Genomic DNA, 22,087 nt, shown 5'->3' with positions numbered 1-22,087 from the left:
GAGGGTCTCCGTTGTGGCACACGGTGTACGTCAGGAGCCGGACAGCTCACCGCGAACGGCACGCGCCGCGGTGACCAGGTTCTCCAGGGACGCGCGGGTCTCGGGCCAACCGCGGGTCTTCAGGCCGCAGTCGGGGTTGACCCAGAGGCGCTCGGCCGGGATGGCTTCGAGGCCGGTCCGGAGCAGGGCCGCCGCCTCCTCCGTGGACGGGACGCGCGGTGAGTGGATGTCCCAGACACCGGGGCCGGCCTCGCGCGGGTAGCCGTGCGAGGCGAGCTCGCGGGCGACCTGCATGTGGGAGCGCGCGGCCTCCAGGCTGATGACGTCGGCGTCGAGGTCGTCGATGGCCTGGACGATGTCGCCGAACTCGGCGTAGCACATGTGGGTGTGGATCTGGGTGTCCGGTCGCACGCCACCGGTCGTGAGTCGGAACGCCTCCGTGGCCCAGGCGAGGTAGGCCGGGTGGTCGGCGGCGCGGAGCGGCAGTGTTTCGCGCAGGGCGGGCTCGTCGACCTGGATGACGGCCGTGCCGGCCGCCTCCAGGTCGACCACCTCGTCGCGCAGGGCGAGGGCGACCTGGCGGGCGGTGTCGGCGAGCGGCTGGTCGTCGCGGACGTAGGACCAGGCGAGCATGGTGACGGGGCCGGTGAGCATGCCCTTGACCGGCTTGGGGGTGAGGGACTGGGCGTACGACGTCCAGCGCACGGTCATCGGCTCCGGCCGGGAGATGTCGCCGGCGAGGATCGGCGGGCGTACGTAGCGGGTGCCGTACGACTGGACCCAGCCGTGCCGGGTGGCCAGATAACCGGTCAGCTGTTCGGCGAAGTACTGGACCATGTCGTTGCGTTCGGGCTCTCCGTGCACAAGGACGTCGAGCCCGGTCTTCTCCTGGAAGGCGATCACCTCCTGGATCTCCGCCCTGATCCGGTCTTCGTAGCCGTCGGCGTCGATCCGGCCGGCCCGCAGGTCGGCGCGGGCGGCGCGCAGTTCGGCGGTCTGCGGGAAGGAGCCGATGGACGTGGTCGGCAGGAGCGGCAGCCCGAGGTGGGCGCGCTGGGCGGCGGCCCGCTCCGGGTAGGGCTGGGAGCGCAGGGCGTCGGCACGGGTGACGGCGGCCGTGCGGGAGCGGACGACAGGGTCGCGGGTGATGGGGGAACTGGCCCGGGAGGCGAGGGCGGCTCGGTTGGCGGCGAGTTCGCCCGCGATCGTGTCGGTGCCCTTCGACAATCCCTTGGCCAGGGTGACGATCTCCGCCGTCTTCTGCCCGGCGAAGGCGAGCCAGCGCAGGATCTGCGGGTCTACGTCCTTCTCGGCCGCCGCGTCGAGCGGCACATGGAGCAGGGAGCAGGAGGCGGAGACGTCGACGCGGTCGGCGAGGCCGAGCAGGGTGCCGAGTGTGGACAGGGACTTCTCCAGGTCGTTGACCCAGATGTTGCGTCCGTCGACCACGCCGGCGACGAGCCGCTTGCCCGGCAGGCCGCCGACGGCTGCCAGCGCCTCCAGATGGGCGGCGGCGGGGCCGGTGAAGTCGAGCGCGAGCCCTTCGACCGGGGCCTTGGCGAGGACAGGAAGCGCCTCGCCGAGACGGTCGAAGTAGGAGGCGACGAGGAGCTTCGGCCGGTCGGCGAGACCGCCGAGGTCGCGGTAGGCGCGCGTGGCCGCGTTCAGCTCGGCGGGAGTACGGTCCTGGACGAGCGCCGGCTCGTCGAGCTGGACCCACTCCGCGCCGGCGGCCCGGAGGTCGGCCAGCACCTCCGCGTACACCGGCATCAGCCGGTCCAGCAGGGTGAGCGTGTCGAAGTCCGCGGCCACGCCCGGGGCGGGCTTGGCGAGCAGGAGGTAGGTGACGGGGCCGACGAGCACGGGCCGGGCGGTGAGCCCGAGCGTGAGGGCTTCCTTGAGTTCCGCGACCTGCTTGCGCGCGTCAGCCGCGAAGACGGTGTCGGGGCCGAGTTCGGGCACCAGGTAGTGGTAGTTGGTGTCGAACCACTTGGTCATCTCCAGCGGTGCCACATCCTGGGTGCCGCGCGCCATGGCGAAGTAGCCGTCGAGGGCGTCCGCCTCGACGGCGGCGCGGTGGCGCTCCGGGACGGCTCCCACCATGACGGTGGTGTCGAGGACGTGGTCGTAGTACGAGAAGTCGCCGGTCGGCACCTCGTGGAGGCCCGTGTCGGAGAGGTACTGCCAGTGGGTGCGGCGCAGTTCGGCGGCGGTGGAGTGGAGGGCGTCGGCGGTGACGCGGCCCTTCCAGTAGCCCTCGATCGCCTTCTTCAGTTCCCGGTTCTGTCCCTGGCGGGGGTAGCCGTACACGGTGGCCCGTGCTGCCGCGGCTGCGGACTTCGTGGTCATGGAGACCTCCTTCGCGAGATGAATCCCTGAGATCCCGGGGACCGGACGAGAGCGCGAAGGGGCGAAGGACCGGAGGGTGCGAGCGCGCGGAAAGGCGCAGGCGTCCGCCTGGTTGTGTTCGCCGACCCGCCCTCGAGGTCACCGGGATGTCCGCGCGCGGAATCGTCCGCGTGCGGGCAACGGGCAGGTCTTCGGACTCGCGGGCGCGTCTCGTCGTACGAGACTCCTACTGGCCGTCGCTTCCCGGGTCCTGTGTGCCGGACCCAGTGCGTATGACGGCGGTCGTTCCCGCTCACCGCTGCGGGGCAGTCCCGGATTCCCACCGGGTTCCCTCTTACGACGCATCCCGCCTGGCGGACGGGGCGAACCAGCTGCACCGGCCACCTTACGGGGGCGTCCAAGGCATGGCGGCCGTTGTCCATGATCCGGATCGTGAGGTGAGACACCTTGGTGACGAGTGACGAGTGACGAGTGACGAGTGACGGGTGACGAGTGACGAGTGACGGGCGAGGGCAAGTCGAAGGGGCGGGAGGCGCCATGTCGCCCCCCGCCTTCTCGCGTGGCGCGCCGGACCCTCACCCGGCGCGCCACGTTGCCGCCCAGGGGGTCCGCCCGCCCGGTCGTCATGCCCAGGCGCATGACGGGGAGGGAGGAGGTGTTGGTGGCGAGGACCGCCTCCGGATCGGTGACGATCTTGTCGAGGGCCGCGAACACCTCGGCCTTGGCCTCGGCGTTCTCGGTGACGGCCTCCACGACGAGCTGCCGGTCGGCGAGATCGGCGAGTTACGCCGTGACCGTGACCTGTTCGAGGGCGGTTCGGGCGGAGATCCGGTCGAGCCTGCCGCGCTGGACGGCCCGCTCCAGAGAGACGGCGATCCGCTCGTGGGCCGCCTCGGCCGCCGGACGGGTGGCCTCGCAGACGATCGTGCCGAGTCCGGCCCGGGCACAGACCTCGGCGATGCCGGCCCCCATCTGTCCGCCGCCGACGACCCCCAAGCGCCGGATGTCCTCCGAAGCGGTCCTCGGGTGGAGCCGGACGGTCCACCCGGGCGGTGGGCCCTCGACGCGTCTCAACGCTCCTCGTAGGGGTCCGTCGGCTCGGCGATCTGCCGGGCGTCCGTGGCGTCCAGCACCGGGGGCCAGGCGGCCGCCGAGCCGAGCCGGCCGCTGGGGTGCCAGGTGCCGGTCACCGTCACCCAGGTGTCGGCCTCCGGTGCCCGTACGCCGCGGACTTCTGCTTTGACCGCCGTCGCGTCGGCCGCGCAGCACGCCACCCGCAGCCGGGTCACGTACCAGGTGCCGTCGTCGTCGCGGGTGACGAAGCCGGTGAGCCGCACCGTGCGGTCCCGTAGCGAGTAGTCGCTGTCGTACACGGCCCTCGATCCGAACTCGGCCAGGCTCAGCTCCACCGGGTCACCGGCGGGCAGTGCGGGGAACGTGCCGACGAACTCCTCGGCACGCCCGGCCTCTTCGCGCGCAGCACTGTAGGAACCCAGCGCCGGAGGAGGGAACCAGAGCAGGGCGACGGCGGGCAGGGCGAGCAGCCAGGCGACACGTGGAGCGCCTGTGTGGGCGTGACCGTGGTCCTGCCGACCGTGCACGTCGGCGTCGCGGGAGTCCCCCCACCCCGTTCGCGCGGTCAGCGCGCCCCGCGCCAGACCGAGCACCGCCAGCAGCCCACCGGAGGCGACCAGATACGGCCGCAGTCCTGCCTGTACGTAGCGGAGGTAGAGGTCGCCGAAGAGCGAGACGCGCAGCACCGCGATGCCGACGAGCAGCAGCAGCGCCGAGGATCCGTACTTCCTCACAGCAGCCACCATCCCACCAGGAAACTGCCCGTCACTGCGGCCACCCAGGTGACGGACGAGAACCGGAGGGCGAAGTCCCGTCCGAACGTGCCCGCCTGGAGCGCGAACAGCTTGAGGTCGACCATCGGCCCGACCACCATGAACGCCAGCTGGGCCACCGGTCCGAACCCGCTCAGCGACGCCGCCACGAAGGCATCCGCCTCGCTGCACACGCACAGCACCACGGCGAGCAGCGCCAGGATCAGCACCGACACCCAGGCGGACGCCGTGAAGAGGTCCAGCAGCGAGCGCGGCACGGCGATGTTGAACGTCGCCGCCGCGGCCGCCCCCACCACCAGGAAGCCCCCGGCGTGCAGGAAGTCGTGCTGCACCCCGGAGGCGAAGGCACCCGCGCGTGAGCCGGTGGCCTCGGCGTCGGGCCGTGCCGGAAGCCGCAGCCACTCAGTGCGGCCGAAGCGCGCCCACAGCCAGCCCATGGTCACGGCGGTGGCCAGCGAGGCGGTGAACCGGGCCACCACCATCATCGGTTGACCGGGGAAGGCGAGGGACGTGGCGACGAGCACCACGGGGTTGATCGCGGGCGCGGACAACAGGAACGCGAGGGCGGCCGACGGGGCGATCCCGCGTCGCATGAGACTGCCGGCCACCGGCACGGAAGCGCACTCGCACCCGGGCAGTGCCACCCCGGCGGCACCCGCCACGGGTACCGAGAGCACGGGACTGCGCGGCAGCAACCGGGCGAAGACCCGTTCGGGGACCAGCGTGCCGACGGCCGCGGAGACCAACGCACCGAGCAGGAGGAACGGCACGCCCTGGACGACGACGGCGGTGAACACCGTCCACCAGGCCGCGATGGGAGGCGTGTAGAGGCCGAGCGCGAGCATCGGGCCGAGGATCCCGGCGACCGTGACGATCGTGAGGAGCGCGAATCCGCCGAGCAGGACGTTCACCCCTGCCCGAACGGTCAGGCGCACGGCGTCGCCGAGCCTGCCCCGCCCTCCGGTGTACTTCTGATCGCTCACGTCACTCCCTTCACCGTTCGGCACTTTCTGCGCGGTGGCGGCCCGCCCAGCCTGGTGAGACCGCGGTGATCCGCGCACGCCGACCGCCACGCGTCCGGTCCCGCGCCTCACGCCGGTTGCCAGATCCTGGAGAGCCCCTGGGGGGTGAGTACGTCCGCGGCTGGACCGTCCGCGACCAGTCGTCCGTCGCTGAGGAGCAGGCAGGCGTCGGCGGAGCGGGCCGCCTCGAGGTCGTGCGTGGCCTGGACGACGGTCGTGCCGTCGGCCACCAGAGCGGTCAGCAGGGCCGTGATCCTCTCCCGTGCTCCGGGGTCGAGGCCGGTGGTCGGCTCGTCCAGGAGCAGCAGGTCGGACTGCTGGGCGAGGCCCTGCGCGATCAGGACGCGCTGGCGCTGGCCGCCCGACAACTCGCCGAGCTGGCGGGCGCCGAGGCCGGTGACACCCAGCCGTTCCATGGCGTGGTCGACCACGGCCCGGTCCTGCCGGGTCGGCCGCCGCCACAGTCCCCGCTCGCCCCAGCGGCCCATCTCCACCGTCTGCCGCGCCGTAAGGGGGAGCGCGTCGCCGACGGCGCCGCGCTGCGGGACGAATGCCGGTGGCGAGCCCTCCGCGTACCTGAGCTGTCCGGACGTGGCAGTGATCACGCCGGCCAGGACGCCCAGCAGCGTGGACTTGCCGCTCCCGTTCGGCCCTACGAGTGCGGTCATGGCCAAAGCCGGTATCTCGGCGCTGAGTTGATGGAGTACGGGGCGGCCCGGATAGCCGGCGTTCAGCTCGTGGAACCGGACGCGTTCGTTCCTCGGTTCGCCGTCCGGCGCCGACGGGGGGTTGTTTTTGAACATGGTTTTCATTGTAGGGTCTTCGTATGGAGTGGTTGACGGCCCCTTTCGAGGTGGCCTTTGTGCAGCGGGCCCTGTGGGCCGGGATCCTGGTGTCGGCCATATGCGCCCTCGCGGGTACGTGGGTGGTGCTGAGGGGGATGGCCTTCCTCGGCGACGCCATGTCCCACGGGCTGCTGCCCGGCGTCGCGGTCGCCTCGCTGCTCGGTGGCAACCTCATGGTGGGGGCGGTGGTGAGCGCGGCCGTCATGACGGCGGGCGTCACGGCGTTCGGACGCACTCCGATCCTGTCCCAGGACACCGGCATCGGCCTGCTGTTCGTCGGCATGCTGTCGCTCGGCGTCATCATCGTGTCCCGCTCGCAGTCCTTCGCGGTGGACCTCACCGGCTTCCTCTTCGGTGACGTCCTCGCCGTGCGGGAGCGCGACCTGACGCTCCTCGGGGCGGCCCTGCTGCTGGCGCTGGCGGTCTCGGTGCTGGGCCACCGCGCCTTCCTGGCCCTGGCGTTCGACGAGCGCAAGGCCCGCACGCTGGGTCTGCGCCCGCGGCTGGCCCACGCCGTACTGCTGGGTCTGCTGGCGCTGGCCATCGTCGCCTCGTTCCACATCGTGGGGACGCTGCTCGTCCTGGGCCTGCTCATCGCCCCGCCCGCGGCGGCCCTGCCCTGGGTGCGCAGCGTGAGCGGAGTCATGGCCCTGGCCACTGTCCTCGGCACCGCCGCCACCTTCGGCGGCCTGCTCCTGTCCTGGCACCTGAGCACCGCGGCCGGCGCGACCGTCTCGGCCCTCGCGGTCGGCCTCTTCCTCCTGTCCCATCTGGCGTCCGGCCTCCGGCACCGCCGCCGTGCGCGCCCTGCGGGCGTCCCCGCCCGGGCGGTCACCTCGGCCCGGAGCGCCACCACCCCCCGACCGAACGAAACCTGAGGCGATCTCGTTGCTCGTCCGAAGAAACGTCACATCGCTGGCCCCGGCGCTGGCGGCCGTGGCCCTCCTGACCGCCGGATGCGGGGGCCGGGACGATGCAGAGTCCGGCTCCGAGGGCGCCGCTTCCTCCGCCACCCCGCACGGCTACGTGGAAGGCGCCACCGAGGCTGCCGAGCAGCAGTCCCGGCTCCTGCTCGGCGACCCCGAGACCGGCGACACCCGGGTGCTGGACCTGATCACCGGCAAGGTGCACGACACCGCCCGCACCCCCGGTGTCACCGCACTCACCACGGACGGCCGCTTCGGCTACTTCCACCGTGCGGGCGACACCCGGGTCCTCGACGGCGGCGCGTGGATGATCGACCACGGAGACCACGTGCACTACTACAGCGCGAAGATCCAGGAGGTCGGCGAGTTCCCGAGCGGCACCGGCACGGGCGTCCGCAGCGACGCGGGCGTCACCGTGGTCACGGCGGCCGACGGGAGGGCGAGCGTGTACCCGCGCGCCGAACTGGAGAAGGGCGCCCTCGGCACCCCCACCCCGCTCCCGGGCACCTACGCAGGCCCGGTCGTGCCGTACGCCGAACACCTCATCGCCCTCACCGGCGGGAGCGGCGGCCCCGCGAGGGTCGCCGTTCTCGACCGGTCCGGCAAGCGCGTCGCCACCCCAAAGGGGGAGTGCGAGGAACCGCACGGCGACGCGGTCACCCGGCGCGGTCTCGTCCTGGGCTGCGCCGACGGCGCCCTGCTCGTCCACGAGGACGAGGGCGCCTTCACCGCCGAGAAGATCCCTTACGGCGAGGACGTACCGAAGGAGGAGCGTGCCGCCGAGTTCCGGCACCGTCCGGGGAGCAGCACCCTCACGGCACTCGCGGGCACGGACGCCGTCTGGGTCCTGGACGTCAACGAGGGCGCCTGGACCCGGGTGGAGACCGGCCCCGTGGCCGCCGCCAACACGGCCGGCGAAGGCTCGCCGCTGGTGGTCCTGGAGACCGACGGTGCCCTGCACGGCTACGACATATCCACTGGCAAGGAGACGACGGTCACCGAACCCCTGCTCAAGGACGTCTCCGAAGCGGAGCCCGGCGGCGCCGCCACGCCGGTGATCGAGGTGGACCGCAGCCGTGCCTACCTCAACGACCCCGAGGGCAAGCGCGTGTACGAGATCGACTGCAACGACGACCTCCGAGTGGCGCGCACCTTCGACCTGGACGTCCGTCCGTCCCTGATGGTGGAGACGGGCCGATGAGCGTGCGTGTGGGTGCGGCACGGGTCCGTGCCGCGCTGGTGACCCTGGTCAGCTTTTTCATCGTCGCCGCTACGGCGACCGGGTGTGCGGGCGGTGGAGACGAACGGCCCCAGGTCGTGGTGACCACCAACATCCTCGGTGACATCACCCGGGAGATCGTCGGGGACGAGGCGGACGTCAGTGTCCTGATGAAGCCCGACGCCGACCCGCACTCCTTCGGCCTGTCGGCCGTGCAGGCCGCGGAGTTGGAGAACGCGGACCTGGTCGTCTACAACGGGCTCGGCCTCGAGGAGAACGTACTGCGGCACGTGGAAGCGGCCCGTGAGTCCGGCGTGGCCACCTTCGCGGCGGGCGAGGCGTCCGATCCCCTCACCTTCCGTACCGGGCAGGACGACGGCCCCGAGAACGAGGCCGGCGGACCCGACCCGCACTTCTGGACCGACCCCGACCGCGTCCGCAAGGCCGCCCGCCTGATCGCCGACCAAGTCACCGAACACGTCAACGGCGTGGACGACCAGGCCGTCCGGAACAACGCCGCACGCTACGACGGACAACTCGCCGACCTCACCGCCTGGATGGAGAAAACCTTCGCCGCCGTACCCGAGAACCGGCGCGCCCTGGTCACCAACCACCACGTCTTCGGCTACCTCGCCGACCGCTTCGGCTTCCGCGTGATCGGCGCGGTCATCCCCAGCGGCACCACCCTTGCCTCACCCAGCTCCTCCGACCTGCGCTCCCTCAGCCAGGCCATGGAGAGCGCAGGTGTGCGCACCGTTTTCGCCGACTCCTCCCAGCCCACCAAGCTCGCGGAGGTCCTGCGCCAGGAGATGGGCGGCGACGTGGACGTCGTCTCCCTCCACTCCGAGTCGCTGACCGAGAAGGGCAAGGGCGCCGGCACCTACCTGGAGATGATGCGCGCCAACACCTCGGCCATGGCCGAGGGCCTCACCCGCGACTGAACAAGCCTCCCCCCGGCGGGCGAACCGAACACGCCCGCCGCTCCACAACACGACCCCGCGCCCCGAGGGCCGGAGAGGAAAGACACGCGATGAACAGGTCCACACGCGCCAGAACGCTCACCGGCACGGCACTCGCTCTGGCGACGGCCATGGCGCTGACCGCCTGTGGCGGAGGCGACGGCGCCTCGTCCGACGCCGAGCCGAAGAAGCAGCCGAAGGGCAGCGAGGCCGCAGCCGTCAAGAACCCGGTCGTCGCCACCTACGACGGGGGGCTCTACGTCCTCGACGGCGAGACCCTGAAACTGGCGAAGACGATAGATCTGCCCGGCTTCAACCGGGTCAACCCGGCCGGCGACGAGGACCACGTCGTCATCTCCACCGACACCGGCTTCCGCGTGTTCGACGCCGCCCGGCAGGAGTTCACCGACGCCGAGTTCAAGGGCGCCAAGCCGGGCCACGTCGTACGGCACGGCGGCAGGACGGTCCTGTTCACCGACGGCACGGGCGAGGTGAACGTTCTCGACCCCGCCGACCTGGCCGGCGGCAAGCAGCCGAAGACCCGCACCTACACCTCCGCCGAGCCCCACCACGGCGTGGCCATCGAACTGGCCGACGGCGAACTCGTCACCACCCTCGGCACCGAGGAGAAGCGCACCGGCGCCCTCGTCCTGGACAAGGACGACAAGGAGATCGCCCGCGCCGAGAACTGCCCCGGCGTGCACGGCGAGGCCGCGGCCAAGGGCGAGGTGGTCGGACTCGGCTGCGAGGACGGCGTCCTGCTCTACAAGGACGGCGAGTTCACCAAGGTCGACGCACCCGACGACTATGCCCGTACCGGCAACCAGGCGGGCAGTGACGTCTCCCCGATCCTCCTGGGCGACTACAAGACCGACCCCGAGGCGGAGCTGGAGCGGCCGACCCGCATCTCGCTGATCGACACCCGCACCGCGAAGATGAAGCTGGTCGACCTCGGCACCAGCTACTCCTTCCGCTCCCTCGCCCGCGGCCCGCACGGTGAGGCCCTCGTGCTCGGCACCAACGGCGTCCTGCACGTCATCGACCCGGAGACCGGCAAGGTCGAGAAGAAGATCGACGCGGTCGGCGACTGGACGGAACCCCTGGACTGGCAGCAGCCCAGGCCCACCCTGTTCGTCCGTGACCACACGGCGTACGTCTCCGACCCGGGCAAGCGCCAACTGCACTCCTTCGACCTGGACTCGGGCGAGAAGGAGACGTCCGTGACGCTGCCGAAGGGCACCAACGAACTGTCCGGGACGGTGGCCGGTCACTGACGCGTCCCGCCCCGGGGCTCCCAGAGGGGCCCGAGGGAAAGCGCCCGCCGGACCCGTGTTCCGGCGGGCGTTCCGTTCCGGCTCGCCGGGGCGCGGCCACGGTTCAGGCCCTCGAAGTGCTCGCTGTCGCCGTCCCGGGGCTGTTCCTGTGGCGCCGTCGGGACATCGGCCTGCTGCTGTACGACCGGGAGCCGGCCCAGTGCTCCGGGGTGCCGGTACGGGCCCTGACCGTCGTCCTGATGGTCCTCGTCGCGGTCGCCGTCGCGGGTGCGATCAAGCTGACCGGCGCCCTGCTGGTCGACGCTCTGACCCTGCTGCCCGCGCTCGCCGCGCGACGCCTGGGCGACTCCCTGCAACGCCCATATGCCGACCGGCACGGTCCTGCCCGACTCGGGCGCCGGACAGGTGAAGATCGTCAACGATCCGGGGAACGATCTCGACCTCCTGTCGGTCTACCGCGACGCGGCGGCCGAGCTGAAGAAGGCCATGGGCGCCTCTGACGCGAATGTCTGCCGCGGCTGTGCGCCCACGACCGCCATGGGCGCATATGCGATCCCGGTTACCGAGCGGCAGGCTCGGCGCCTTCGCGGCGGCACCGGAGTCCCTTCTGCGGTGCACAAGCGCCTTGCGCCGTACGGCCGATGAGCGGTGCCCCGTACGCCGGCACCCCGCCACACCGGGGAAGTTGCCCCCGGGGCAGGTGGCGAGGCGCGTGTGAGCACTGGATAGGTTGTGCCGGTGCGCGGAACGGAGAGCTGGATGCGGCGGACTTCAAGGGGTCTGCTCTGCGCTTCCGCGTCCCTGGTTCTGGGAGCCGTGAGCCACGTCGCGGCCGGTGGGCATCTGCCGCACGCGGGCGTGCTCGCCCTCCTGTTCGGCGTTCTGACCGTGCAGGGCGTGGTGCTCTTCGGCGGGCGCCGGCGCCGGCGCCGGTTCGACGTGACGGTGCTGCTGCTGGCATGCACCCAGTTCGCGCTGCACCTCGCCCTCCACCGCCTGTCCGTGCCGGAGAGCGGCGCCCACACGGCCTCCGGGCACGCGGCCGTCGGGCACGGAGCGCACCATATGGGCGGCCCGCACACGGCGGACACGGCGGACATGGCGGGCCACTCCATGTCCACGGCCATGACGCTCGCCCACAGCGCCGCCACCCTGGGGGCCGCGCTGTGCGTCGTTCACGGCGAACGGGTGCTTCGGCGACTGGCTGCTCTGGTGGTGCCGGACATCTGCCGTCGCCCCGCGGTCGTGCTGCCCGTCGCGCCCCGCCCCTTCCGTACTCCCGCGCCGGCGTTGCATGTCGGCCGCGGTGTCCTGCTCGCCCGTTCCTGTCCCCGGCGAGGACCGCCCGTACCGCGTGCCCCGGCCTGACCCCATAGCCCCTGCACACCCGCGCGCCCGTCGGTGACCGGCGCTCCTGAGGCATGCGCGAGGCGAGGTCGGTCCGGGCCGCGGCCAAGGCCGCGATCACGTCACGCCGCGTCCTGCGGCGGAATCCCTCACCGGCTTCGCTCGCGTACCGGCCCCGGCCGCGTACGCCCGTTAGGAACACCGCATGTCTTCCAGAACAGAAGAATCCTCACAAAACGCCCGCGGGGGTGCCGAGCCGCCCGCCCGCCCGACGACGGACTCCGCCGACGGCGGCAGGTCCGGCCGCTCCTGGCAGGACGTACGGGCGCTGTTGCTGCGCCTGCACTTCTACGCCGGGATCTTCGTCGCCCCCTTCCTGCTCGTGGCAGCCCTGACCGGGCTGGTCTACACGTTCGCGCCGCAGCTCGACCAGCTGGTCTACGGCGATCAACTGCGCGTCGAGCGTGTCGCCGGGGAACCACGTCCGCTCTCGGAGCAGATAGCCGCGGCTCGGGCCGCGCATCCCGAAGGAACGCTCGACTCGGTCATCTCACCGCCCGGCCCGGAGGACACCACGCAGGTGGTGCTGTCCGTGCCGGAGCTGGGCGAGAACCAGCGCACGGTCTACGTCGACCCCTACACCGCCGAGGTGAAGGGAGAGTTGACCACGTCCTGGGGCTCGACCCCGCTCACCACCTGGCTCAGCGAACTCCACAGCAGCCTCCAGCTTGGCGATGCCGGCCGGCTCTACTCGGAGGTCGCCGCGACCTGGCTGTGGGTCCTCGTCGCCGGTGGGCTCGTGCTCTGGCTCGGACGCGTGCGCGGGCAGCGCGCCAAGGGGGCGCGCGGCGCCCTGCTGCCCGACCGCGGTGCCCGGGGCGTGCGGCGGACCCGCTCCTGGCACGCCGCCACGGGAGTGTGGCTGGCCCTCGGTCTGCTGTTCCTCAGCGCGACCGGTCTGACCTGGTCCCAGTACGCCGGTGACCGCTTCGGGCAGCTGCTGGACACCGTCAAGGGGAAAGCGCCGCGCCTGGACACCGCGCTGCCCGGCGCCGAGCCCGCCGCCGAAGGCGACCACGCGGGACACGGTGAGCACGCGGGGCACGGCGCCGCCGGGAACGAGACGGCATCGGCCGACCCGGCCGACTTCGACACGGCCCTCGCCGTGGCGCGGGACGCCGGTCTGGGCGGCACCGTGCAGGTGAAGCCTCCCGCCGACTCCGCGAGCGCCTGGGCCGTGGCCCAGAAGGACAACGTGTGGCCGGTCCGCTTCGACAGCGTGGCCATCGACGTGGACAGGCGCGTGGTCACCGCCGAGAGCCGGTGGGCGGACTACCCGGTCCTTGCCAAGCTGACCAAGCTCGGCATCCAGGCCCATATGGGGCGGCTGTTCGGGATCGTGAACCAGATCGCCCTGGCGGCCATCGCCCTCGGTCTGACCCTGGTCGTCGTCTGGGGCTACCGGATGTGGTGGCAGCGCAGGCCCATCCGTGACGACCGCCGGGCCGTGCTCGGCAAGGCCCCGGCCCGGGGCGCGTGGCGCCGACTGCCGCTGCCCGTGCTGGTCCTGGGTGTGCCGGCGGTCGTCGCCCTGGGCTGGGCGCTGCCCCTGCTCGGGGTGACGCTGCTCGGGTTCCTCGTCGTGGACGTGGTCGTCGGGTTTGTCGGGCGGGCCCGTACCGCGTAGTCGTGCCACTTCGCGAGAGGGCGGGGTACGGGAGGGCACCTGGGGTGCCCTCCCGTACCCCGGCGGCTGTCATCCCGCCACCACACGGGGGTCCGGGCACCCCGCGACCACCCCGTGCCGGTCCGTGGGCGGGGTCTTGTGGTCGAGTCCCGTGTGGCAGTTGACGCCGTCGGCCGATCCGTAGAGGTTCACCACCGGGCAGGCGAACGCCGCTGCCGCTGCCGCGGCCGCCGAGGTCGTCTCGTCGAGCGGCCCCCCCCCGCCGAGGACCAGAGCGGTGGGAGCGGGCAGCTTTTCGCCCGTCTCGTCGTCCAGGCTGTCGCGCGCTCGATCTGCCGCTGCGCGGCCTTCTCCAGCGACCTTGACGTGAAGCCCACCGAGCGGGCTCGTCGGGAGGGCCGCACACCGCTCGTCGAGGACGTCGCGCAGGACAACGTCGATGTACCGGTCATTGCCAAGCGTCCGGCGGCCTGGTTCCCCGTTTTGTGACGGTCGACGACGCAGGGCAGGACACGCGCGTGCCCTGCCCACGAGCCCCCGCACCGGGGCCTCTGTCACGGCGTCACATACCCGGCTCCGTCGCGATCGACGCCCTCCTGGGCCAGTGGGACGACGGGGGATACTGGGTCGACGCACACCCCCTGCCGGTTCCTGCCCCGTCGCTCGACGCAAGGCCGGCGATGACGACGACCTCGCCGGATGGGTTCCGGGGTGCCGTGACCATCGGGCGTCGCGTAGATCTACGCGGCTGCCTCGGGGCGGCCGACTCGCGTTGCCACGGCACCCGTATCATCCGAGCTTGGCAGCAACAGGCTGATCGAACCCAGGAACGAGCGGTGCCCTCGCTGCGTCGGCGCTACTGGCGATCCGTGCGATCGACGTGATCCACGTGCAAGGTCAGCCCAGTAACGGTGCCCGACTGGACGACGGGGCCGTGCTGGACTCCGCCACTGATGCGGTTGTCCACCGTGCGTCGGCTGTCTGCCGCGGGCGCCGAGAGTTGCAGTAACGAGGTCAGCAGAGCACGCAGGGCCTCACCGCTGCCGTCATCGGCGTTCGCGAGTCGGCGCAGACGGTCACCGTATCGTCGGCTGACCTCGCGGGCGGTCCTTTCACGTTCCGTGGAGTCGGCGGCGAGGAGCCGGGTCCTGGTGTCCTGCAGGTCATCGAACGTGGCGGGGTCCGCGCCTGTGCGGGTCAGGTACCGCCCGACAAGGTCCCGGGCGTGTGTCCAGGAATCGGTGACCATGAGAGAGACCAGTGTGGTGGCACCCGACGCCGCGAGTACGGCCAGTTCGCTGTCCATGTGTCTTCTCCTAGGCGAGGGGAGAGCCGGAGGCGGGTGCCTCGTCGTCGTCCGGGGCAAGAGACGCCGGCGGATCGAAGTGGTGCTGGATCTCCTCGGCGGTCTCGTGGCGGTTCTGCCCCTTGATGAGGCCGGCGATCTGTGCGGCGAGCATCGGACGGCGCACATCACCGTCGGTGAAACCGATGCTGTTCAGAAAGTCGGAGAGATGCATCGTGGCCGTCTCCCGTCCCGGCGGTGCTGAGGGAGGCTCCTCCCTGGGAAGGCCTGACGTCGTCGGCTCGCCGGCGTGCTGAGAGATCAGATCCCGAAGCCGTTCGGGAATGTCGGTGTCATTGGCCGCCGAGGTGAGCTGAGCGAGCAGGGCCAGGTCGTTCACCGTATGCTCCACGTGTTCGTCGTTCTTGGTGAGCCACCAGACCACAGCGCTGCCGGTGTCCTTGAGGACGTCCTCGCCCAGGTACCGGCGCCTGCTCTGTTCGTACTTGCGCTGGTGCACCCAGACTTCCTCGTCCTTGCGTACGTCGGCGAGCTTGTCGAGGCGTTCCTGGTCCTGTTCCGCCAGGACGAGCTGGATGTTCTCCGCCATCGCCTGGAGATGGCCGGTGGGCTCGGGCAGCATCCGGCTGAGGGCGCCGGACAGTTCCTGCTCGACGAGTGAGGCCCGGACTGGATCTCGTTGCTCGGTGATGGCGCGGGCCCGCTTCAGGACCGCGTCGACGGCGAGACCCGCCGGGTTGAGAACGGGGCCACTCACGGAAGCGTCGACGAGGTACCAACGCACGGTCGCGGAGAAGACGAAGTCGTAGTCGGCCCACTTGCTTGGCAGCACGACCTGGCTGACACGGTGTTCTGTGCGTTCCACGGGGGCGGCCGTGAGCTGTTCCTCGAAAGCCACCGGTACCGTGCCGCGGCGCATCGCGGCGATCCGGAAGACGACTGCGGGGACGACGAGCAGCAGCACTGCCAGCAGCGGCCAAGTCCACGCCGGCCACCGCTGAGCCAGACCGACGATGCTCAGCAGGAGGCCGCTCAGAACGGTGAGGAAGACGGTTGTGGTTTTCCGTGCGGTGGTCATGATCGAGTCCCCCCGGGTGAGGTCGTCGGCGATGTGGCCGGAGCGACGGCTTGAGCCGCGCTGATCTTGCGGAGCAGCAGACCGGTGATCTCCGCGGCCCGCGCCGCATCTCCCGGGCCGGTGCGCTCGGCGTCGCGGGCGCACGCGTACAGCAGAGCAAAGACCTTGCCCCGTTTCTCCGTGCACCGCTGTGCCGCGCTGACGAGGAGGTCGAGCAGGAGCCCGCCGTGCGGTCCGGCGTCGGCGGCCACCCAATGAAACCAACGGCGTACCTCGGCCTGCCACTGCGGAGGCGGCAGTTCGGCCAGCACCGCGCGCCAGCAGGTCGTCAGGGAGCCTTGTGCGGCCTGCTCGTCGACCAGCGTGTGCGAGGTGCCGGCGTGCTGCGTCAACAGTTCGGGGTCGCTGGCCTGGAGGAAGATCCCGAGATTGGCGGGTGAGAAGTCGGAACGGGCGAGACGGTCGAGCAGCACGCGGTGCAGTCGGCGGCTGCGCGCCACGAGCTCGCACAGCGCCTGCCGGGCACGCGTCGTGCCGCGCTCGCGCCGGGCCAGATGGTAGAGCCTGACGAGGGCTTGATCGGGATGACTCGTTGCGAGGACGTCGGCACAGACGCGGACCAACACCTGCGCGAGCTCGCCCTTCAGGCTCCGTTTGGCGCACCACTGGTAGATCTGCTCACGGAAGGCTCTGGCGTGCACCGGGTCCGCCAACCCGCAGGTGAGCGCATGGACGGCCGCTTCCAGGCGACGGCGGCTCGTCCCGCCGGTGCTCCAGCCTTCGATGAGGGTCCCCAGCCCGTCCGCACGTCCGGTCCGCAGATATTCACCGGCCACTCGCTCCACCAGGCCGTCGCGAACGACGGGGACGACGTGCGGGTCGTTCAGCTCCACCACGCTCGCGGCCCAGGTGCCGAGGTGAGGGCGGAGATCGGGCAGGTGGTCCCAGAAATGGGCACGAACGGCGGAGTCGAAGTCCAGCCTCTCGAACCGGACCTGTCCGTTGGGGGTGGCAGTGGCCGAGATCTGATGGAGTCGCTCGGCGAGGTCCCGGTGCTGCAGCGGCGAGTCGCCCTCCGACGGAGGCCCGAGGGCGCTCAGCAGTTGCTCGGCCGCGCGGTGAACGACATCGGCATGCGCCCCGTGCAGCATGGATACTGCGATCATCAGGGCCCGTTGGGGTGCCTCCCGTAGCTTGTCGACGAGCGCGGCGGCTTCCCGTCGGCCGTCGTTTCGCGCCCGCCAGGCCGCCTCACACCACTGACCGAAACCGTCTCCGGGCTGACCGGCCTCGCGTGCTCGGCGCACCAGGTCGGCGAATTCCGCGATCTCCCGCATCGGCCTGTTCGCCGTCAGGAACCCGGTGACGGTGCCATCCGGCCGGAGATATTGCTCAGGCGGCACACCGTGCAGGCGCAGATGCCGCCGCAGAACACCGATTGCGGGTGGCCGTGCGAGCACCACACGGCAGTACTGGAGGTCCGGATCGAGAATGCCGCGGGTCGGCATGAGCACGACGAGGTGAGCCCGCTGCTCGTGCACGGCCTTGCGCAGCGCCGGGAGGTCGGCCTGGGCCGCGGCCCAGCGGCGGTCGTCCGCGGTGGACAGATCCAGCAGCAACTGATCACCGGTCCCGACCAGAGCTGGATCCTGGAGGGACAGCTCCCCCTCCTCACCGGGCAGGAGTTCGTGGAAGACACCACTGTCCCGGTGATGTTCGTGCAGCAGTACGCGGGCCGCAGCCGACCGGCCGATGCCCGGGGCACCGTCCAGGATGACGGTGCCGGTGTCGGCGAGTACGGCACGAGCCTCACCCATCCGCGGCGGAGCGACCAGTACGTAGCGCAGTCGGTGGAGTTGGTCCTCGGCGACGCGGCGGAAGGCAGGCTTGTCCGAGTCCTGCAGCTGCGTACCGATGTAGACGTCGCCGGGGCCCGTCACTGTGACACCCGAGTCCCGGACCCAGGTACCGGTGTGCTGGCTCACCGGTCCTTGTCCTCGTGACCGTCCCGTTCACCGAACCGGTGCTGGACGGCGCCGTGGTGGTCGCCCTCGGAGTACGTCATCCCGTCGCCACCCGAGACATGACGCGAGTGCGAGTAGATGTTGCCGTTCCCGGTGTGAACAGGGCCGTGGGTGCCCTTGACCACCGTGCCGACGTCACCGCTGAACTCACGGCTCTGTACGGCTGTACCGTTCACGGTTCCGATGGAATTGGTGACGCTGCCCGGCGCGGGCGTCCCCGTTTCGCTCCCGGACCGGTCTTCGAGGCCGGGAACCAGGTCGGCCATCAGGTCACCGATGCGCGCGACACACACCTCGGTGTCGCCGGAGTCGAACGCGATGGACTGGAGATCGGCGAGCCGTTGTAATGCGGGCGGCAGATCAGCCTTGGCCAGCCGACTGGTTTTGCGTCCGTCCAGGACAGGGACCACCGGGACCTCGCACTGGAAAGCCTCCTCGATTTCCTTGCGCACCCAGTCCTCGGGATCCTCCAACCGGGTACGGAAGTTCGTCCAGTCCGGACCGATGATGGCCAGGAGTACGGAACTGCGCCGTACTGCGGACAGCAGCCGTTCGGGCCAGCTTTCACCGGGGACGATGGATTGTGATGCGTGGAACGCGTGTCCTGGACCGAAGCGGTGGGACAGTCCTTGGCGCAGCAGCGCCGCGGTCTTCTCTCCGTCTCCTGTCCGGTAGTTGATGAAAATCTCGCTCATGACGGTGACTCCTCAAGAGGGATGGTCGGGCGTGACAAGGTGCCGAGCCGCGGTGCCAGCCGACGTACCGGTGGGTGGTCCGGATAGCGACCCAACACCCTGACGAGCCGTCGGAGATCGGTCGTGACGGTCGCCGAGCGCACCGCCGTCACGCCGTCGAGCAGTAGCTCCGTCAGCGCGCAGGCGTGGTCGATCTCGCCGGCGCAGGCAAAGGCGAGCGCGCGACGTACGCCGTACCGGACCTGGGTACGCACCGCGTCGGGGCCGACCAGAGTGAGCTGTCGATCCAGTTCCTCGCCCGCCTCGCGCGGCCGCCCGAGATCGACGAGGCACCAGCCGGTGACCATGCCGACCGAATCGGGAAGATGCATGGAGCCGATCACCGGGCCGTCAGCACCTTCGGCAGTGCCGTCCGGGTGGGAGAGCAGAGTACGAGCCCGGTCCAGGGCACGTAGACAGGCGCCGACATCACCGGCGAGGGCGTGACCCTGCGCTTCGCGCTGTGCGGCGAGACCGCGGATCCGTGACGGCAGCACGTCGCTCTGTGCCCGGCGGGCCAGCGCGATCGTCTGCTCGGCATCCTCCCTGTACAGCGTGACCAACGCCCTACGGACCAGCGCATATCCGGCCAGTGCCTGATCACCGCCGGCGGCGGCCAGGTCGACCGCACGCTGTGTCCACCACAGCGCCGCGCGCTCGTCCCCTGTCTCCTGCACCAGCCAGCCCACGTACTCGGCGTACCGGGAACCAAGTGCCAGCAGGCGACGCCTGGTGCCGCTGTCGCTCTGCGCCGATAACTCCCGCAGCGTGTGCGTCTGCGCGATCAGAACGGGCAGGAGCAGGCCGGGATCCACGGTCTGACCGAGTGTGCGGTAGTGCGTGAACAGGGAGCGTGAGGCTTCCAGCATGCCCGCGCCGACGATCGGGGAAGCCGGACCTGATCCGTCCGACCTCCAGGTCATCAGCGAGGCGACGCCGGCGTTCAACACCTCACGCCGACCCACGGGCCCGAACGAATTCGGGCCATCCGGTGACAATTGCATCATCCAGTTCTCCTCCTCGACCCGGCCTGGCGCCGACACGGCAGGTGAGTCGACGGCGGTAGGGGTGCCCAGGGCGATCAGTGCCCCATCAGCACCGAGTGCGGCGTCACACAGCCGCGCGAGATCACGGCTGGGCGACTTGATGCCCCGCTCGACCTTGCTGAGCTGCGCCTTGCTGTAGTGCACGAGACCGGACAGGTCCGTCAGGCTCAGTCCGGCCTCCAGACGCCGCTTCCTCAGTTCCTCGCCGAACGATGTGGACGGATGTCGCACGGGAACCTCCCGAACCCGGTCGTCCGGGCCGAGGCGGTACTGCACGGAAGAGTGCTGCACCGACTCCCGGACCGACAAGGCGATCGAAGCTGTTTCCCGTTTCCTTCTCCTACGGCGGTCCGCGGCAAGCCCGTGCGGGGCGGTTGGGTTTCCGAAGACCGGTGCTCGTGTTTCCGGCGGGCGGGTGGGTCTGCCGAAGACGATCACCACCCGCCCGTGTGGCGCGGAGCGGGGTCGGATCGGTTCCCCTGGCGGAGATGCGCGCGGTTCCCCCTCATGTGGGACCGGGCCGGTGCCATTCGGCCCAGCGGGCGTGACCGCGTAGGCCGAGGGGCGTTGGCGGAACGTTACGGCCGCGTTTCCTGCGGCCGACTTGAGCAAGGAGTTCTTTGATGTCTCGCATCTCGAAGACCGCGGCTGTCGTCGCCGGCACGGGCGCGGTCGTGCTGGGCGGAGCAGGCTTCGCAGCCGCGGATGCGGGCGCGGAGGCGGCCGCGGTCGGTTCGCCCGGAGTGGTGTCCGGCAACGCGGCTCAGGCCCCCGTCCACGTCCCGGTCAACTTCTGCGGCAACACCGTGAACGTCATCGGTGCCCTGAACCCGGCGTTCGGAAACACGTGTGTGAACAGCGGCGCCGACGCGACGGCCGAGGCCGCAGCGGTCGGCTCACCCGGCGTCGGCTCCGGCAACGTGGCACAGGCCCCGATCGACGTTCCGCTGAACCTGTGCGGCAACTCCGGGAACGTCATCGGCGCTCTGAACCCGACCTTCGGCAACTCTTGCCTGAACGGTGACGTCGCTCCTGCCGACGGCGGCGGTGACATGGGCTCGGGCGACGGTTCCGATGACGGTGACGGTGACGGTTCGGGTTCCGGTGACGGCACTGGATCCGGCGGCGGATCGGGCGACGGCATGGACGGTTACGGCAGCGATACCTACGGCTACGGGAGCTGATCTCCACACGCTGTGGCCTGCGCCGACGGTCCACGGCAGTCAGGGCGGCGTCACCGAGCTGCGACCCCCGCCGGGGTGTGGGGCGGCACCGCCGCGACAGTGACCGTCCCACCCGCTGGCCCTTCCCGGCGTGCGGCCCCGCGGTGGCTGTTGAAGAGTCATAGCGAGGACCCCTACTCGAAGGAGATCACCATGCTTCGGCGCGTCTCGATCGTTCTGGCCGGTCTGTTCGCCGCAGGCCTCGTCGCCGCCGCACCTGCTGCCGCACAGCCCGGTGACGTACACGGATGCTGGTACGAGAACGCACACGTCACCGCAGGCAGTGTCCACGTGGCATACGTCGACCACAGCTGCTGGCACGTCGGCTGACACGCCGAGCAGACGGCACAGCCGTATTGCGGCGGATCCCACGGACGGGATCCGCCGCAATGCTGTGTGCGCACCTTTCAGCACACCGGGGCCGTGCAGTTCCGGCGTGCTGTGCGGCCCAGTTCGGGATCTTCTCCGTCAGAGACATCGCCCGCGACCCCGCCATGGGGCACACGCCGAGCGAGGCCGAGAGGATACGGAACGTGATTGATATGGCGCGACATGCCGATGAGGCGGGCCTGGACGTTTTGAGATCGGCGAGTACAACAACCCGCCCTTCTTCACCACGGTCACGGGCGTCCGCAGGACGCGATCGTGGGACTCGGCGGACAGGCACACATCGCCAACCGGTCCCAAGGCGCGATCGAACGGTACCGGCCGTACTTCGACAACGGCCCGTTCGGCATCCAGACGCCGCTGGAGGACTGGGTGAAGGCGACGCCGTCCAGTGTCGGCAGCCCGCAGCAGGTCATCGAGGACACTCTGCACTTCCAGTAGCTGTACGGCGACTAGGCCGTGTCTGACAAATGATCACGAGCTGGTTTCGCGGAGCCAGAGGGTCAGCGAGGCCAGAACGACTCCGCCACGGTAGCGGTCGGCGAGCTTGTCGAATCTGGTCGCGATCGCGCGGAACTGCTTGAGGCGTGCGAAGCATCGTTCGACCACGTTGCGTTCACGGTAGACCTTTTCGTCGAAGGTGGGCGGCCGGCCGCCGAGGCGCCCTCGGCGCCGACGGTTGGCCGCTTGATCGCGGCGCTCGGGGATTGTGACGGCGATGCCGCGGCGCCGCAGCAGGTGCCGGATCGCCCGGCTGGATGAGCTGCCCCGAGTTTCGTAGAGTCCGATCTTGATTGGTTCAGGCGGACTGCGG

18 protein-coding genes, 6 pseudogenes and 1 riboswitch are annotated in these 22,087 nt (G+C 70.8%); of the genes and pseudogenes, 12 read left to right on the top strand and 12 right to left on the bottom strand.

The genetic code is table 11. The annotated features are described in order from the left end of the window. Nucleotides 1-30 precede the first annotated feature (30 nt). The 5 genes and pseudogenes from metE to aztA all read right to left on the bottom strand — a co-directional run bounded on the left by metE (nucleotide 31) and on the right by aztA (nucleotide 6,021). Nucleotides 31-2,349 carry a 5-methyltetrahydropteroyltriglutamate--homocysteine S-methyltransferase gene (gene metE, locus ACLF6P_RS08160; RefSeq protein ID WP_415949178.1) on the bottom strand — a complete coding sequence of 773 codons (2,319 nt, stop codon included), beginning with the start codon at nucleotides 2,347-2,349 and terminating at the stop codon, nucleotides 31-33. Between the two features lie 165 nt (nucleotides 2,350-2,514). Next, nucleotides 2,515-2,736, bottom strand: a riboswitch (cobalamin riboswitch). 207 nt (nucleotides 2,737-2,943) lie between these two features. After that, nucleotides 2,944-3,354: pseudogene (locus ACLF6P_RS08155) on the bottom strand (3-hydroxyacyl-CoA dehydrogenase NAD-binding domain-containing protein); the annotation flags it as partial. Nucleotides 3,355-3,419: 65 nt separating this feature from the next. Beyond that, the gene (locus ACLF6P_RS08150) at nucleotides 3,420-4,157 is read right to left on the bottom strand and encodes a TIGR03943 family putative permease subunit (RefSeq protein ID WP_415949177.1); all 738 of its coding nucleotides are present in this window, start codon (nucleotides 4,155-4,157) and stop codon (nucleotides 3,420-3,422) included. Next, a complete protein-coding gene (locus ACLF6P_RS08145) occupies nucleotides 4,154-5,179 on the bottom strand; it encodes a permease (RefSeq protein WP_415949176.1) in 1,026 nt (341 codons plus the stop codon). Before ACLF6P_RS08145 ends, ACLF6P_RS08150 begins: the two co-directional genes overlap by 4 nt. Nucleotides 5,180-5,286: 107 nt before the next feature. Further along, nucleotides 5,287-6,021, bottom strand: coding sequence for a zinc ABC transporter ATP-binding protein AztA (aztA, locus tag ACLF6P_RS08140; protein ID WP_415949175.1), 735 nt, complete (start codon nucleotides 6,019-6,021; stop codon nucleotides 5,287-5,289). 23 nt (nucleotides 6,022-6,044) lie between these two features. On the opposite strand from aztA, the gene aztB reads away from it, so the two are divergent. The 8 genes and pseudogenes from aztB (at nucleotide 6,045) to ACLF6P_RS08100 (ending at nucleotide 13,475) form a co-directional block, all read left to right on the top strand. Then, entirely contained in the window at nucleotides 6,045-6,941 is an 897-nt protein-coding gene (gene aztB / locus ACLF6P_RS08135) for a zinc ABC transporter permease AztB (protein WP_415949174.1), read from the top strand. Between the two features lie 10 nt (nucleotides 6,942-6,951). Next, nucleotides 6,952-8,190, top strand: a complete 1,239-nt coding sequence (locus ACLF6P_RS08130) for a hypothetical protein (protein WP_415949173.1) — start codon at nucleotides 6,952-6,954, stop codon at nucleotides 8,188-8,190. Continuing rightward, nucleotides 8,187-9,149: a zinc ABC transporter substrate-binding protein AztC gene (gene aztC / locus ACLF6P_RS08125; RefSeq protein ID WP_415949172.1), complete on the top strand. Its 963-nt coding sequence runs from the start codon at nucleotides 8,187-8,189 to the stop codon at nucleotides 9,147-9,149. The genes ACLF6P_RS08130 and aztC overlap by 4 nt, the downstream gene beginning before the upstream one ends. Nucleotides 9,150-9,238: 89 nt before the next feature. Then, nucleotides 9,239-10,441, top strand: a complete 1,203-nt coding sequence (gene aztD, locus ACLF6P_RS08120) for a zinc metallochaperone AztD (RefSeq protein WP_415949171.1) — start codon at nucleotides 9,239-9,241, stop codon at nucleotides 10,439-10,441. Between the two features lie 110 nt (nucleotides 10,442-10,551). Beyond that, a pseudogene (locus ACLF6P_RS08115) lies at nucleotides 10,552-10,794 on the top strand (metal ABC transporter permease); the annotation flags it as partial. A gap of 1 nt (nucleotide 10,795) precedes the next feature. Further along, nucleotides 10,796-10,939: pseudogene (locus ACLF6P_RS08110) on the top strand (ABC transporter substrate-binding protein); the annotation flags it as partial. 318 nt (nucleotides 10,940-11,257) lie between these two features. Further along, a complete protein-coding gene (locus tag ACLF6P_RS08105; RefSeq protein ID WP_415949170.1) occupies nucleotides 11,258-11,809 on the top strand; it encodes a hypothetical protein in 552 nt (183 codons plus the stop codon). A 184-nt stretch (nucleotides 11,810-11,993) separates the two neighbouring features. Further along, nucleotides 11,994-13,475 carry a PepSY-associated TM helix domain-containing protein gene (locus tag ACLF6P_RS08100; RefSeq protein ID WP_415949169.1) on the top strand — a complete coding sequence of 494 codons (1,482 nt, stop codon included), beginning with the start codon at nucleotides 11,994-11,996 and terminating at the stop codon, nucleotides 13,473-13,475. A gap of 81 nt (nucleotides 13,476-13,556) precedes the next feature. Here ACLF6P_RS08100 and ACLF6P_RS08095 read toward each other — a convergent pair. Next, nucleotides 13,557-13,784, bottom strand: a pseudogene (locus ACLF6P_RS08095) (long-chain fatty acid--CoA ligase); the annotation flags it as partial. A gap of 57 nt (nucleotides 13,785-13,841) precedes the next feature. Between ACLF6P_RS08095 and ACLF6P_RS08090 the strand changes: the two are divergent. After that, nucleotides 13,842-13,964, top strand: a complete 123-nt coding sequence (locus ACLF6P_RS08090) for a hypothetical protein (protein WP_415949352.1) — start codon at nucleotides 13,842-13,844, stop codon at nucleotides 13,962-13,964. Between the two features lie 367 nt (nucleotides 13,965-14,331). On the opposite strand, the gene ACLF6P_RS08085 is transcribed toward ACLF6P_RS08090, so the two are convergent. Genes ACLF6P_RS08085 through ACLF6P_RS08065 form a run of 5 tightly spaced genes read right to left on the bottom strand, consistent with a single transcriptional unit; the run spans nucleotide 14,332 to nucleotide 20,101 of the window. After that, nucleotides 14,332-14,781, bottom strand: a complete 450-nt coding sequence (locus ACLF6P_RS08085) for a hypothetical protein (RefSeq protein WP_415949168.1) — start codon at nucleotides 14,779-14,781, stop codon at nucleotides 14,332-14,334. A 10-nt stretch (nucleotides 14,782-14,791) separates the two neighbouring features. Next, nucleotides 14,792-15,859, bottom strand: a complete 1,068-nt coding sequence (locus tag ACLF6P_RS08080; RefSeq protein ID WP_415949167.1) for a cell wall-binding repeat-containing protein — start codon at nucleotides 15,857-15,859, stop codon at nucleotides 14,792-14,794. Next, nucleotides 15,856-17,844 (bottom strand): hypothetical protein, encoded by a 1,989-nt coding sequence (locus ACLF6P_RS08075; protein ID WP_415949166.1) that lies wholly within the window; start codon nucleotides 17,842-17,844, stop codon nucleotides 15,856-15,858. The genes ACLF6P_RS08080 and ACLF6P_RS08075 overlap by 4 nt, the downstream gene beginning before the upstream one ends. After that, nucleotides 17,841-18,578 (bottom strand): toll/interleukin-1 receptor domain-containing protein, encoded by a 738-nt coding sequence (locus tag ACLF6P_RS08070; protein ID WP_415949165.1) that lies wholly within the window; start codon nucleotides 18,576-18,578, stop codon nucleotides 17,841-17,843. Before ACLF6P_RS08070 ends, ACLF6P_RS08075 begins: the two co-directional genes overlap by 4 nt. Next, nucleotides 18,575-20,101 carry a helix-turn-helix domain-containing protein gene (locus ACLF6P_RS08065; protein ID WP_415949164.1) on the bottom strand — a complete coding sequence of 509 codons (1,527 nt, stop codon included), beginning with the start codon at nucleotides 20,099-20,101 and terminating at the stop codon, nucleotides 18,575-18,577. The genes ACLF6P_RS08070 and ACLF6P_RS08065 overlap by 4 nt, the downstream gene beginning before the upstream one ends. Before the next feature lie 185 nt (nucleotides 20,102-20,286). On the opposite strand from ACLF6P_RS08065, the pseudogene ACLF6P_RS08060 reads away from it, so the two are divergent. From ACLF6P_RS08060 to ACLF6P_RS08050, 3 genes and pseudogenes are all read left to right on the top strand, one after another. Continuing rightward, nucleotides 20,287-20,697, top strand: a pseudogene (locus tag ACLF6P_RS08060) (chaplin); the annotation flags it as partial. Between the two features lie 342 nt (nucleotides 20,698-21,039). Continuing rightward, nucleotides 21,040-21,216, top strand: coding sequence for a hypothetical protein (locus ACLF6P_RS08055; protein ID WP_415949163.1), 177 nt, complete (start codon nucleotides 21,040-21,042; stop codon nucleotides 21,214-21,216). Nucleotides 21,217-21,531: 315 nt separating this feature from the next. Then, a complete protein-coding gene (locus ACLF6P_RS08050; protein WP_415949162.1) occupies nucleotides 21,532-21,714 on the top strand; it encodes a hypothetical protein in 183 nt (60 codons plus the stop codon). Nucleotides 21,715-21,725: 11 nt separating this feature from the next. Here the strand turns inward: ACLF6P_RS08050 and ACLF6P_RS08045 are convergent. Beyond that, nucleotides 21,726-22,087: pseudogene (locus tag ACLF6P_RS08045) on the bottom strand (transposase); the annotation flags it as partial.

This window comes from Streptomyces lothianensis, from assembly GCF_047779955.1.
GTDB lineage: Bacteria > Actinomycetota > Actinomycetes > Streptomycetales > Streptomycetaceae > Streptomyces.
The sequence above is the reverse complement of the archived record's forward strand: the minus strand, read 5'-3'. Positions and strand labels throughout refer to the sequence as shown.